The 13,499-nt window shown below is 58.3% G+C and carries 13 protein-coding genes; 6 read left to right on the top strand and 7 right to left on the bottom strand.

The window, feature by feature from the left end:
* Positions 1-118: 118 nt before the first annotated feature.
* The 6 genes from SJY13_RS04485 to cobA all read right to left on the bottom strand — a co-directional run bounded on the left by SJY13_RS04485 (position 119) and on the right by cobA (position 5,037).
* Positions 119-952 (bottom strand): ferredoxin--NADP reductase, encoded by an 834-nt coding sequence (locus tag SJY13_RS04485; protein ID WP_377188169.1) that lies wholly within the window; start codon positions 950-952, stop codon positions 119-121.
* 110 nt (positions 953-1,062) lie between these two features.
* Positions 1,063-1,470 (bottom strand): DUF934 domain-containing protein, encoded by a 408-nt coding sequence (locus SJY13_RS04480; RefSeq protein ID WP_085823927.1) that lies wholly within the window; start codon positions 1,468-1,470, stop codon positions 1,063-1,065.
* The gene (locus SJY13_RS04475; RefSeq protein ID WP_377188161.1) at positions 1,467-2,228 is read right to left on the bottom strand and encodes a phosphoadenylyl-sulfate reductase; all 762 of its coding nucleotides are present in this window, start codon (positions 2,226-2,228) and stop codon (positions 1,467-1,469) included. Before SJY13_RS04475 ends, SJY13_RS04480 begins: the two co-directional genes overlap by 4 nt.
* Positions 2,218-3,882, bottom strand: a complete 1,665-nt coding sequence (locus SJY13_RS04470) for a nitrite/sulfite reductase (protein ID WP_377188158.1) — start codon at positions 3,880-3,882, stop codon at positions 2,218-2,220. The genes SJY13_RS04475 and SJY13_RS04470 overlap by 11 nt, the downstream gene beginning before the upstream one ends.
* Before the next feature lie 64 nt (positions 3,883-3,946).
* The gene (locus SJY13_RS04465; RefSeq protein ID WP_377188155.1) at positions 3,947-4,261 is read right to left on the bottom strand and encodes a DUF2849 domain-containing protein; all 315 of its coding nucleotides are present in this window, start codon (positions 4,259-4,261) and stop codon (positions 3,947-3,949) included.
* The gene (cobA, locus tag SJY13_RS04460) at positions 4,261-5,037 is read right to left on the bottom strand and encodes a uroporphyrinogen-III C-methyltransferase (RefSeq protein ID WP_377188152.1); all 777 of its coding nucleotides are present in this window, start codon (positions 5,035-5,037) and stop codon (positions 4,261-4,263) included. The genes SJY13_RS04465 and cobA overlap by 1 nt, the downstream gene beginning before the upstream one ends.
* A gap of 142 nt (positions 5,038-5,179) precedes the next feature.
* On the opposite strand from cobA, the gene SJY13_RS04455 reads away from it, so the two are divergent.
* The gene (locus tag SJY13_RS04455) at positions 5,180-5,659 is read left to right on the top strand and encodes an Lrp/AsnC family transcriptional regulator (protein ID WP_085823922.1); all 480 of its coding nucleotides are present in this window, start codon (positions 5,180-5,182) and stop codon (positions 5,657-5,659) included.
* A gap of 6 nt (positions 5,660-5,665) precedes the next feature.
* Here the strand turns inward: SJY13_RS04455 and SJY13_RS04450 are convergent, their stop codons facing one another.
* A complete protein-coding gene (locus SJY13_RS04450; RefSeq protein WP_377193559.1) occupies positions 5,666-6,847 on the bottom strand; it encodes a cytochrome P450 in 1,182 nt (393 codons plus the stop codon).
* Between the two features lie 47 nt (positions 6,848-6,894).
* Here SJY13_RS04450 and SJY13_RS04445 point away from each other — a divergent pair, with 47 nt between their 5' ends.
* The 5 genes from SJY13_RS04445 to SJY13_RS04425 all read left to right on the top strand — a co-directional run bounded on the left by SJY13_RS04445 (position 6,895) and on the right by SJY13_RS04425 (position 13,374).
* Positions 6,895-8,628, top strand: coding sequence for a sensor histidine kinase (locus SJY13_RS04445; protein WP_377188149.1), 1,734 nt, complete (start codon positions 6,895-6,897; stop codon positions 8,626-8,628).
* Positions 8,625-9,854: a sigma-54-dependent transcriptional regulator gene (locus SJY13_RS04440; RefSeq protein WP_377188146.1), complete on the top strand. Its 1,230-nt coding sequence runs from the start codon at positions 8,625-8,627 to the stop codon at positions 9,852-9,854. Before SJY13_RS04445 ends, SJY13_RS04440 begins: the two co-directional genes overlap by 4 nt.
* A 348-nt stretch (positions 9,855-10,202) precedes the next feature.
* On the top strand, positions 10,203-11,204 hold the full coding sequence (locus SJY13_RS04435; RefSeq protein WP_377188143.1) for a DctP family TRAP transporter solute-binding subunit: 1,002 nt from the start codon (positions 10,203-10,205) through the stop codon (positions 11,202-11,204).
* Positions 11,205-11,320: 116 nt separating this feature from the next.
* A complete protein-coding gene (locus tag SJY13_RS04430) occupies positions 11,321-11,998 on the top strand; it encodes a TRAP transporter small permease (RefSeq protein WP_377188140.1) in 678 nt (225 codons plus the stop codon).
* Positions 11,998-13,374, top strand: coding sequence for a TRAP transporter large permease (locus SJY13_RS04425; RefSeq protein WP_085823917.1), 1,377 nt, complete (start codon positions 11,998-12,000; stop codon positions 13,372-13,374). Before SJY13_RS04430 ends, SJY13_RS04425 begins: the two co-directional genes overlap by 1 nt.
* Positions 13,375-13,499: the final 125 nt, after the last annotated feature.

Genomic DNA, 13,499 nt, shown 5'->3' with positions numbered 1-13,499 from the left:
ATTTAGACCGCCCCGCGCCTTGTTTCAAGCGCCATCCGTGCAGAAAGGGCTGAAATCACAGGTTTTGCAGCAGGTTTATCGGCGGGCCACTGGCATTCCAGTAGCCCGCACGCATGGATCAGCCCACAAAGGCCTTTTCGATCACGAATTCCTTAGGCTCAGAGTTGGCACCTTCGCGCAGGCCGAACTCTTCAAGGATTGCCTTGATATCCAGGTTAAAGGCCAGCGATCCGCACACCATCGCACGGTCGAATTCCGGCTTGATGCCATCTTCGATGCCGAGATCCGCGAAGACAGTGCCATCTTTCAGCAAATTGGTGATGCGGCCCATCTTGGGGCTCTCCTCCCGAGTGGTGGTCGGGTAATAGCGGATCTTGTCGGCAAAACCTTCGCCCATCAGTTCGGCCAGCATTTCGTCCTGGCGGATGCTTTCGATCAACTGGCGGCCATATTCCAGCTCGGCCACTTCACGGCAGGTATGGGTGATGATGATCTCGTCGTAGTCTTCATAGGTTTGCGGCTCGCGCAGCAACGAGGCGAAAGGCGCAAAGCCGGTGCCGGTGGCGAAGAACCACAGACGCTTGCCGGGCAGCAGGGCGTCATGAACCAGCGTGCCAACAGGCTTGGGTCGCAAGATGATCTGATCGCCGGGCTTGATGTGTTGCAGTTTTGAGGTCAGCGGACCGTCCTGCACCTTGATCGAATAGAACTCCAGCTCTTCGTCCCACGACGGTGACGCGATGGAATAGGCACGCAGCAGTGGCTTGCCGTTGTCGCCCAACAGGCCGATCATAACGAACTCACCCGAGCGGAACCGCAGTGACGCAGGGCGCGACACCTTGAAGGAGAACAGGCTGTCGGTCCAGTGCTTGACGTCAGTCACAGTCTGGGCGTCCGGCAGAACGGGGGCCTTTACGGCGGTTGCTTCGGTCACGGGCTTCATCTCTGTCATCGTTATCACTGTCGGTGGGGTAAACCGACATCTCCGTTTAATCTTTGATCCAAGTCAGGAAAAGGGGGCAGTTGCCCCCAACGTCCTTTTTCAGGCTGGCAGTGGCGGGCTTAGCCGCGCAGACGGGCCTGATAGTTGTTGTCTTTCCAATTGGCGCGCGCCAGCCACTGGTCCTCGGGTTGACGGGTGGCAAGGGTGTGGTCGATCTCAACCTCGTCAAAGCCGCTGCGACGGGCCATAGCGTATTGATCGGCCAGAACGTGCCCTTTGGCGCGCAGACGGCCGGTGTAGCCTTTCAGGCGCAGCACGCGGGCGATGGTGAACCCACGCCCATCGGCAGAGGACGGAAAGTCCACACGCACCATTTTGGCACATCCCAGGCGACCAATCAGTTCATCGGGGTCGGTGTCCGATGCCACGTCCAGCGCGACTACATCATTGGCCGCGTCTTCCAGGGTGACATAGCCATCGGTCCAGTCATCAGGGGCGAACCCCTCATCGGTAACGATTACATTCATGTTTTCTCTCCGGCGCGCACCATCTTGCCATCGACAAAATGGATGCCGCATTCTTCTTTGTTCTGGTCGCGCCAGCGTCCGGCGCGGGGGTCTTCGCCCTCTTTGACCGGCGAGGTGCAGGGCGCACAGCCGATTGAAGGGTATCCTTTGGCCACCAGCGGGTGCCGGGGCAGGTTGTTTTCGTCCATATAGGTGCGCACATCCTCAGGCGCCCAATGGGCCAGCGGGTTGACCTTGATCCGGCCGGTGCCGTCCTCGACCTCAAAAAACTCCAAGGCCGTACGGGTTCCGGCCTGAAACCGCTTGCGCCCGGTGATCCAGCCGCAATAGCCCGACAGGGCCTGTTGCAGCGGAAAGGTCTTGCGCAGGTTGCAGCACGCATCCATGTCCCGCATGCGCAATGCACCATAGGGGTCGTCGCGCTGTAGGTCCTCTTCATCCGCACGGATGATTTTGACGTTTCGCAATCCCAGCCGTTCGCTGACTTCCTGCTGGTACTCCAGCGTTTCAGTGAACAGCATTTGGGTGTCGATGAACAACACCGGGGTCATCTTGTCGACCACCGCTGCCATATGCAGCAACACCACCAACTCTGCGCCAAAGCTGGACACAAGCGCCAGCTCTTCGATTTCTTCGATTGCACCATGCATTACGTCATGCGCGCTGTGGTGGCGGAACCGGGCGTTCAGCGCTTCGACCTTTTCAGTCAGTTCGCGCCTGTCATGGCCCAGGTCCGTCTGGATTAGGTCAAGCGGCATTTGCCTGCGCCTCGGGGTAGAGCGCTGCCTTGAACGGCGCCATGCCGACCCGGCGATAGGTGGTCAGAAAGGTCTCTTCGGCGCTTTCCCTTTGGTTCAGATAGGTGTCCACGATACGTTCGACCGCAGGCACGATCTCATCATAGGCAAAGCCCGGGCCGGTGCGGTCGCCGATGGCGGCCGTTTCGGTGCCGTCGCCGCCCAGCGTGATCTGGTAGTTTTCGACGCCCGCGCGATCCAGACCCAGTATGCCGATATGGCCGACATGGTGGTGACCACAGGCGTTGATGCAGCCCGAGATCTTGATCTTCAGGTGGCCAATGTCGTGCTCCAGCTTCAGGTCTTCGAACCGGGTGGCGATTTCCTGCGCAACCGGGATCGACCGCGCCGTCGCCAACGCACAGTAATCCATGCCGGGGCAGGCGATGATGTCGCTGATCAGACCGATATTGGCGGTCGCCAACTCGTATTCCTTCAGCTTGGCATGGATCGCCGGCAGGTCCGACTTGTGGACATGCGGCAGGATCACGTTCTGCTCATGGCTGATGCGCAGCTCGTCATAGGCGAACTCTTCGGCTAGGTCGGCCATTACGCGCATCTGTTCGTCGGTCGCATCACCCGGCGTTGCCCCGTGTTTCTTGATCGAAATCGTGACAATCGCGTGGTCCGCGTTCTTGTGCGGCGCGATGTTGGTATCCACCCAGGACCGGAAGACCGGATCGTTGGTGTAAGCCGATTCAAACGACGCAACCGATGCTTCGCGGAAGGCGGGTGCTGCAAAGTGGCCCTTGATTTCCTCCAACAGGTTCATGTCGGCACCCTTGAACTGCGGGCGGACCTGCAGGAAACGCTCGTTCACCTTGGCGCGGATGGCGTCGATGCCGTGCTCGTGTACGGTGATCTTGATGCGCGCCTTGTACTTGTTGTCGCGGCGGCCGATCTGGTTCCAGACGCTGACGGTGGCTTCAAGATAGGCAAGCAGGTCGTCAAAGGCGACGAACTCGGACAGTTCCTTGCCGATCATGGGTGTACGGCCCAAGCCACCGCCGACGATCACACGGGCGCCCAGAACGCCGTCACGTTCGACCAGTTGCAGGCCGATATCATGCGCCTTGATCACGGCGCGGTCATTCTCGGACCCGGTGATGGCGATCTTGAACTTGCGTGGCATGAACTGGAATTCCGGGTGGTCGGTCGACCACTGGCGAAGCAGTTCCGCATAGGGGCGCGGATCGGCGATCTCATCCGCGGCGGCACCGGCGAAATGGTCGGCGGTCACATTGCGGATAGTGTTGCCGCTGGTCTGGATGGCGTGCATACCAACCTCGGCCAGCGCGTCCAGCATATCCGGCACGTCGTTCAGCTTCGGCCAGTTGTACTGGATGTTCTGACGGGTGGTGAAATGGCCGTAACCCTTGTCCCACTTTTCAGCCAGCAGGGCCAGCTGACGCATCTGCGCGCTGTTCAGCGTGCCATAGGGGATGGCAACCCGCAGCATGTAAGCATGCAGCTGCAGATACAGGCCATTCATCAGGCGCAGAGGTTTGAATTCATCCTCGGTCAGCGACCCGTCAATGCGGCGCTCGACCTGGGCGCGGAACTGCGCGTTGCGTTCCGCCAAGAATGCTGTGTCGAACTCGGAGTAGCGATACATATCTAGCTGTCCTTATTTGCAGCCCCGAACCTGGGGCCATAGAAGGGGAGAAGGGAGCCTGAATTCAGGTCCGGGGCTGCGGGGAGGATTCCTGTTTGCCGTGGGCATAGTTGGACGGACCAGTGCGGCGGAAATCTTCCCGGAAATGAGTGGGCTCAGGGCCTTTGTCACCGGCGACTGCGTCGGCCAGATAGGCACCGACGATCTTGCTGACCTGACGCTCGGCATCCAGCAGGCGCACCTGCGCGTGGGCTTCGTCGGTGATCAGCTCGGCCTCGGACAAATCCCGCGACCAACGGTCGTCCTCGGTCAGATAGATAACGTCACCTTCCAGAAGATCGTTGGCAGTGACAATTTTGGGGGTAAAAGCGCGGGCCATCAGGCGTGCTCCTTTTTAAATTCGGTCAGGGCCTGGGCCGCTTGTCGCGGGGCAAGGCCATAAAAGGTCAAAGTGGGGCCGTCCAATTCGGCGGCGTTCAAATCACTGGGCAACTGGTCCAGGGTCGTTGCCAATATGCGCTGATCAGGGCGCGAAGCGTTTTCAACCAAAGTAACCGGCGTGGCGCGGTCGGCGCCGTGCATGATCAGACGGCCTTGAACAAAGCGGGCGGACTTTTTGCCCATATAGATGGCCGCCACCGAGCCGTCTCGTGCCAGCGCAGTCCAGTCATGATCGGCAAAGCCCTTCATGTCATGCCCGGTCAGAAACCGGACCGAGGAGTTGCGCCCGCGCCGGGTCAGGCTTTGGCCTATGCCAGCAACGGCAGCCGAAGCCGCAGTAATGCCGGGAACAATGCGCCACGGGATGCCAGCAGCCTCGACGGCCTCAATTTCTTCGTCCAGTCGGCCAAACACTGTCGGGTCACCGGATTTGAGGCGCACAACGCGCTGACCTTTCAACGCGTGATCCACCAGCAGGGCATCGATGTCTTCCTGTTTCCAGGAGGGGCCGAATCCGGCTTTTCCCACATCCACCAACACGGCCATTTTGCCAGCCAGCGCCAGAACCTCAGCGCTGATCAGACGATCATGCAGCACCACGTCGGCCCGCTCAAACGCATTCAGCGCCTTGAGTGTCAGCAGTTCTGGATCGCCTGGTCCGGCGCCGACAAAGTCGACATGGCCAGCGTGATCATATGAATGCGTTACGTGCATGGTGAGTCTCGGGTTGGTTTGACTTGACCCTCAATATAGGAAATATTCCCGGTATTGCGCCATATGGGCGGGCAAATAAGGACATACGTTCCTCCACAGCCACCCAGAAGGACACAAGTTTCGAAACGAAGGGAAAATTGGAATGTCGGTGCGGATTGATGACACGGATCGGAAAATTCTGGCTGAGCTTCAGCGTGACGCCAGTCAATCGCTGGACGAAATTGCAGCCCGTGTTGGCAGCTCGAAGACCCCTGTCTGGAACCGAATTCGCAAGCTTAAAGGCGCAGGCGTCATTGGTCAGCAGACCGTTCTGCTGGATGCCGAGGCGCTAGGGTTCGAGGCCACGTTCTTTGTGCTGATCCGCACTTCGGAACACGAGGCCGACTGGCAGCGCAAATTCCTGAAAGCGCTGCGCGATCGCCCAGAAGTGCAAGAGGCGCATCGGTTGGCGGGCGATATCGACTACATCCTTAAGGTCCGCGTTAAAAACGCTCGCGCCTATGATGTGTTCTACCAGACCCTGATCTCAGAAGTGCGGGTGCATAACGTGACCGCGCTGTTGTCGATGGAGGAAATCAAATCCACCACCATGCTGCCGCTGAACGCGCTAATCGACGGCTAAGGTCGATCAAACCTGAACCATCAGGCGCGTCAACCCATGGAAGTGATAGGTGTTTGAATATTCAGGCGCCTCGCTGAGGTGCAGAGTTGGCCAGCGCCGAAACAGCGCTATCAGCGCGATGCGCATTTCCAGCCGGGCCAGCGGCGCACCAACGCAGAAATGCAGTCCGCCGCCGAAACTGGTGTTGGTCACAATGTGGCGCGTCGGGTCAAACCTGTGTGGATCCTTCCAGACTGCCGCGTCGCGGTTCGCCGCGCCCAGCAACAGCGCGACCTCATCGCCGCGTTTGAAGCTGTGGTCGAATATCTCAACATCTTCATAGGCATAGCGCGTGAACATGTGCAGTGGTGGATCATAGCGCAAGATCTCTTCGACAGTTCCGTCAATTTGGTCAGGGGCAAATACCTGTGGCCCAAGACCAAGTTGCAGAACTGTCTTTACCCCGTTTCCAAGCGAATGCACCGTCGCCTCGTGCCCGGCATTCAGCAGCAGGACGCAGGTGGCAACCAACTCATCGCGTGAAAGCTTTTCGCCATCTTCCTCAGCGGCGATCAGGCGGGTGATCAGGTCGTCCTGCGGATCGGTGCGGCGCTGTTCGATATAGTCGCCAAGAAAGGCGGTAAAGTCCTGCGCAGCCATGGCCGCCGCGTCTTCGGTTTCGCGGGTGCGGCTGGCTTGATACATCGCCACCATAGCGTGGGACCACCGCAGCAGGTTGGGCGACATCTCTGCAGGTACGCCCAGAAGGCGGCAGATCGTGATTACCGGAATTTGTGTGCAAAACGCATCCAACAAGTCGAAAGGTGTATCGGGGAAGTCGTCAATCAGCGCATGGCTAAGATCGTGGATCGACGGTTCAAGCGCCGCAATGGCCCGAGAGGTGAAGGCCCGCATCACAAGCGCCCGCAGTCTTGTGTGTCGGGGGGGCTCCGCCTCCAGCAGGGAATGTGCCTCAACCTGCAGCCATGGAGACAAATGGTCGGGGCCCGGGCGGTGCAGTTCGTTCGGAACCTCGCGGCCAAAGCGGCGGTCTTTCAACAAGGCTTGGACAGCGCGATGCGATACCGCGGCGGTTTTTTTGTAATCCTCCCAATAGACAAGGTCGCCTTCTGCGCGGGCTGTGTCATAGAAAGGATAAGGGTTTTGCATGAAACCCGGATCGACCGGGGATTGGATGACCGTCTTCATACGGCGCAGACTTGCCATGGCGCGCGCTGAATGCAAGACCCTATGTCATGCATAGGCTTTGGGTCATTTTGGGATTTTTGGTCGCTGTCGGGCTTTTGTCAGCCGGAGTGTGGTCGTATGGCTATCGGCAGGCGCTGTCGCAGCTTAGCGATAAGGCCGAGGCGGATCTTGAATTGGCTGCGGACCGACTGAGCACGCAGATGCAAGTGTATCAAGAACTGGCGGTGTTGATGGCAAACCATCCCGCTTTGCGCACGTTAGACACGCCAGAACAGAAACGTACAGCGCAAGCCCTACTGCTGGACGTGGCCGACAAGACGGCGGCAGACAACATGATCTATCTGGCCCGAAACGGCCGGGTTCTGGTCGCAGCGCATCCGGTGCTGCGCCCCAGCATGGCCGAACACCCCGCGTTTCAGCGCGCCATGCAGGGCGCAATGGGCAGCGCACACGGGGTTCAGCCAATCACCGGCAATCGGACCTATTCCTACGCGGCCCCGGCGTTTGGTCCTTTGGGGCAGGTTGGCGGTGCGTTGATGGTCACGGCTGACGTGCAGGATGTTGAACAGACCTGGCGCGGCAGTACCGAGGCAGTGTTCTTTATCGATGCAGAGGGTGTGGTCTTTATCTCTAACCGGTCGGACCTGCTGTTCTGGCACCGTGCGGACGGGCAAAAGGGGTTGACGCCGCCAAAGGCGGAGGCGATTGACTTCGCTTCTGTCCAGGTGGGTCGGCATGAGCTGTGGAACCTGAACTGGGGCCGTTATCTGCCGCGCCGGGCCTTGCACCTGATGCTTGATTTGCCGGTAATCGACATGACGGCCGAGGTGCTGGTCGACGTGGCCCCCGCGCGCCGTCTGGCCGGATTGCAGGCCGCAACGGTGGCCGCGCTTTGTCTGGCCTTTGGGGCCTTTTTGTTTCTGGCGACAGAACGCAGGCGCACTTTGGCCGAGGCCAACTTGGTCTTGGAAAGCCGCGTCGCTCGCAGAACTCACGACTTGACGGTGGCCAACGCAGCCTTGCGGCGAGAGGTCCACGAACGGCTCGAAGCAGAGGCCGCGCTGAAACACGCGCAGGAAGAGCTGATCCAGGCTGGCAAACTTAACGCGCTTGGCCAAATGTCTGCAGGGATCAGCCACGAACTGAACCAGCCGTTGATGGCGATCCAGCAATTCGCGGACAATGGCACGGCGTTTCTTGCCCGCGGCCGCGAGGGAAAAGCCGCTGACAACCTGACGCGCATATCCGACATGGCCACCCGGATGGCGCGGATCATCAAGAACCTGCGCGCCTTTGCGCGCAATGAAAGCGAACCGATGGGCAAGGTCGATCTGGTTCAGGTGATCGAGACGGCTATAGAGTTGACCGATGCGCGCCTGCGGGCCGAAGGCGTCACGATGGAATGGCAACCGCCAGACGCCCTCGTGTTTGCCTGGGGCGGAGAGGTGCGACTGGTGCAGGTCTTTGTGAACCTGATCAACAACGCTGCAGACGCGATGAGCCAACAGGAAGACCGGCTGATCCGAATTAGGATTAACAATGGACGGAAACTGGCCGTGACTGTGCGGGATATCGGGCCGGGTATTGAGAACACAGAAAAGCTGTTTGAACCTTTCTATACGACCAAAGCAGTTGGGTCGTCCGAAGGGATGGGGCTGGGCCTGTCGATCTCATATGGTCTGGTGCAAAGCTTTGGCGGTAACATTCGCGGAACGAACGCGGCAACGGGAGCTATGTTTACTGTTGAGCTTGAATATTACCGGGAAGACGAGGTCGCATGACGCGCAAGGTTCTATTGGTCGATGACGACGCCGCCGTGCGTGAGGCGCTCGCGCAGACGTTGGAACTGGCAGATTACGATCCGGTTACAGCGGGATCCTTTGTAGCGGCCAAAGATCAAATCCGCGCGGATTTCCCCGGTGTGATCGTGTCGGATATTCGTATGCCGGGCCGGGATGGATTTCATCTGCTCAACTATGCCCATGATATGGACCCTGATCTGCCCGTCATCCTTTTGACCGGCGAAGGTGATATCCCGATGGCGGTGCAGGCCATGGGGCAAGGTGCGTTCGACTTTCTGGAAAAGCCCTGTGCCGCCGCCGATCTGCTGAACGTTCTTGAAAGAGCATTTGCGTCCCGGGCACAGGTTCTGGAACACCGGGCCTTGAAACACGAGCTTGAGCGTGGAGACCCGGCTGCACGCATGCTGTTTGGGTTGTCCGCGCAAGCTGAGGCACTGCGCGAACGTGTTCGATCCGTCGCGCCCACCGGGGCCGAGGTTCTGGTCACAGGACCCGCCGGCAGTGGCATCTCGAAGGTGGCGGAGGTTATCCACCTGATGTCGCCACAAGGGCAGGGGCCATTTGTTAAAAGGCCATCCTCTGGAATGACCGCCGATGATCTGGTTGGTGTTTGCGAAGACGCGGCTGGAGGTTCTTTGTTTCTGGATGAAATCTCAGCAATGCCGGAGGCCACGCAATACGCGGCGCTTGAAATGGTCGAGCAGGGTGTGGGCGCACGCATTCTGGCCGGGACAACCGCTGATCTGGCTGCCCTGTCGTCCAAGGGACAGTTTCACGCTGATCTGTTTTATCGGCTGGATGTCATGCGCGTGCGCATCCCGTCGCTTGCGGAACGGCCCGAGGACATTCCGGTGATCTTTCGCCACTATGTTGCGCAGGCGGCAGAGCAGGCGGGTATCGCGGAACCTGATATCTCGTCCGAACATCTGGCCTCGCTGATGGCCGACAGTTGGCCCGGCAATGCGCGTTCGTTGATGTCGGCGGCTATGCGGTTTGTACTGGGGATGCCAGAAGAGGTGGCTCAGGCCACGGACCTTGGTTTGGTAGAGCAGATGGCACGGGTCGAGCGATCACTGTTGATTGCGGCTTTGGGACGGCATAACGGCAAGGCCGCGGACGCTGCCAAAGCGTTGAAACTGCCGCGGAAAACGTTCTACGACAAGTTGGCCCGCTATCAGATTAGAGCCGAGGATTATCGGAGATAGCCAAATAGCCTCCGGTCACTTTTACCGTATTCTCACGCGTTTCAGGGCATTGGGTCAGGCAGCTCGCTGGTCGGATGCCCGAGCAATTCGCCTGAAGCGATTCGAGAACTGTGCGAAAATCCGCACAACCACCCCAAAGCCTGTGCGAAAATCCGCACAGGGCAACTGTGTCCGTCATGCGTTGCGCAACAAGTTGTCGATATGTAATTGAAAAATATATCAAAAATATAATTCGACGTGAGGGCTAACAAAAAGTTGAGCGGCAAGCATTGATTCGTTTCACTTCGCCCCAGCGGTGCCCGTTGGGTGCCGATTGGAAGATGAAGGAAGTCTGGGAGGAAAAGACTGATGAAATTCCTGACAACGGCTGCAACCGCAGTTGCACTGACCGTGACAGCAACCACCGGAATGGCCGCCTGCGACGATGGCGAGATCGTCGTCAAGTTCGCGCACGTAACCAACACTGACAAACACCCCAAGGGCATCGCTGCATCGCTGCTGGAGCAACGCGTCAATGACGAGATGCAGGGCGTGATGTGTATGGAGGTTTACCCGAACTCGACCCTCTATAACGACGACAAAGTGCTTGAGGCGATGTTGCAGGGAGACGTGCAACTGGCCGCGCCGTCCTTGTCCAAGTTCGAAAAGTTCACCAAGCAGTTCCGCCTGTTCGACCTGCCGTTCATGTTCAAGAACATTGAAGCTGTGGATGCGTTCCAGGCCTCGGCCGATGGTCAGGCAATGAAGGACAGCATGCAGCGCCGTGGCCTGCAAGGTCTGGCGTTCTGGCACAATGGCATGAAGCAGATGTCGGCCAACAAGCCACTCGAAACACCCGCGGATGCGGATGGTTTGAAATTCCGAGTGCAATCTTCGGATGTTCTGGTCGCCCAGATGGAAGCCATCGGTGGTAGCCCTCAGAAAATGGCGTTCTCGGAAGTTTATGGCGCATTGCAGCAGGGTGTTGTGGACGGGCAGGAGAACACCTGGTCGAATATCTACGGCAAGAAGTTCTTTGAGGTGCAGGACGGCATCACCGAGACCAACCACGGCATTATCGACTATCTGGTTGTGACCAATGTCGACTGGCTGGACAGCCTGGATCCAGAAGTACGCGACCAGTTCCTGACAATCCTGTCTGAGGTGACTGAGCAGCGCAACAAAGAAGCCTTTGCAGTGAACGAAGCGGCCAAGGTCTCGATCACGGACGCGGGCGGCATCATCCGCCAGCTGAACCCCGAACAGCGTCAGGCCTGGGTCGATACGATGAAGCCTGTCTGGGATCAGTTTGCAGACGATGTGGGCCAAGACAAGATTGACGCCGCTCAAGCGATCAACGCCGGGTTCTAATCCCGGAATACAGGCCGCGCGTCCGGGGACTGGGGAGTTATCGACGCGCTGGCCGGGCGGGCCATCTGAGGCCCGCCCGCTATCACTCTCATCACAAAAAATGCGGGGACAGAGAGATGTCTGGTGCGAAACCCGGCCAAAGCGGGCTGGTCGACCATATCGAGGAAACCCTGATCGCGGTGCTGTTGGGCCTGATGACGGCCGTGACTTTTACCAACGTGATCGCGCGGTTCTTTTTCAACTCAAACATTCTGTGGGCGCTTGAGCTGACAGTGTTCATGTTCGGCTGGCTGGTTCTGCTGGGCGCGTCTTATGCGGTCAAGAAACACGCGCATCTGGGTGTGGATGCCATCCTAAACATGCTGGCCCCTGCACCGCGCCGTGTTCTGGCGCTGATTTCGGTGGCGTGCTGTTTGGTGTTTTCACTGCTGCTGTTGAAGGGCTCGTATGACTATTGGGCTGTGTTTGCGGATCTGCCACCCACTTCGGGTCGCTGGTTCCCGACCGGTTTCGACACTGCCGCACGTAGCCAGAGCTTTTATGAGGTCGACGACATTCCCATGGTTGCCCCACTGCGATTTTTGGAAGGGCTAATCAATTATGGCGAAGGGTATGAAAAGCTGCCCAAGGTGGTGCCATACCTGGTGTTGCCCGTGTCCATGGTGTTGCTGGTGATCCGGTTTTCGCAAGTCGCTTTACAAATCTGGCGCGGTGAAACCGACCGTCTGGTCGCCAGCCACGAAGTCGAGGACGAGATTGAAGAAGTCCGCGCTCAGCAAGGAGCAAGTGACTGATGGATGTTGTACTTCTCTTCTCGATGGTCATTGGCCTGCTGCTGATTGGTGTACCAATTGCCGTGGCTCTGGGGCTCAGTTCAACCCTGTTCCTGCTGATCTATTCTGACAGTTCACTGGCCTCTGTCGCGGGAACCTTGTTCGAAGCGTTTGAGGGCCACTTTACCCTGCTGGCGATCCCGTTCTTTATTCTGGCCTCGTCTTTCATGACGACCGGTGGCGTGGCGCGAAGGATCATTCGGTTCTCGATTGCCTGTGTCGGGCACTTGCCCGGCGGTCTAGCGATTGCGGGAGTGTTCGCCTGTATGTTGTTTGCCGCGCTGTCTGGGTCTTCTCCGGCCACTGTGGTTGCCATCGGGTCCATTGTGATCGCAGGGATGCGGCAAGTTGGCTATTCCAAGGAATTCGCCGCTGGTGTGATCTGTAACGCCGGTACGCTGGGTATTCTGATCCCGCCCTCGATCGTGATGGTCGTCTATGCCGCGGCTGTGGAAGTTTCCGTCGGTCGCATGTTCCTGGCGGGCGTCATTCCGGGCTTGTTGGCTGGTTTGATGCTGATGGTGACCATCTACGTCATGGCCAAAGTCAAGAACCTTCCCAAAGGCGAATGGAAAGGCTGGGGTGAGATCTTTGTCTCGGCCCGTGAAGCCGGATGGGGCCTGTTCCTGATCGTCATCATTCTGGGCGGTATCTATGGCGGTATCTTTACGCCGACCGAGGCTGCTGCCGTGGCGGCTGTTTACGCGTTCTTCATTGCCAGCTTTGTCTATAAGGATATGGGCCCGCTCAGCACCGAAGGGGATACGCGCAACACGTCATTGCTGAAAAAACCCTATGCGCTGCTGACGGCGTTCATTCACCCTGACACCAAGCACACCCTGTTTGAGGCTGGTAAACTGACAGTTACACTGCTGTTTGTGATCGCCAACGCGCTGATCCTCAAACACGTGCTTACGGATGAGCAGGTGCCCCAGCACATCGCCAGCGCGATGTTGTCGGCGGGTCTTGGGCCAGTGACATTCCTGATCGTGGTGAACGTAATTCTGCTGATCGGTGGTCAGTTCATGGAACCCTCGGGCCTGCTGGTGATCGTAGCTCCTTTGGTCTTTCCGATCGCGATTGAACTGGGCATCGACCCCATTCATCTTGGTATCATCATGGTGGTGAACATGGAAATCGGGATGATCACGCCTCCGGTCGGGTTGAACCTGTTTGTAACCTCGGGCGTGGCAGGCATGCCGATGATGGGTGTTGTCAAGGCGGCGCTTCCCTTCCTGGCGGTGTTGTTCGTTTTCTTGATCATGGTGACCTACATCCCCTGGATATCGACTTTCTTGCCAAATACGTTCATGGGGCCGGAAATCATAACCAACTAGCCGTGCCTCACAGAAACACGAACCGGGCGTCTGCAGCGCCCGGTTTTTTTGTGTCTGAGGTATTGAAGAGCGTCACAGACTTATTACCTAAACCTTGAGGACGACCTCTCCAATACGGATGATCA

The organism is Ruegeria meonggei (assembly GCF_042768335.1).
Lineage (GTDB): Bacteria > Pseudomonadota > Alphaproteobacteria > Rhodobacterales > Rhodobacteraceae > Ruegeria > Ruegeria meonggei.
The sequence above is the reverse complement of the archived record's forward strand: the minus strand, read 5'-3'. Positions and strand labels throughout refer to the sequence as shown.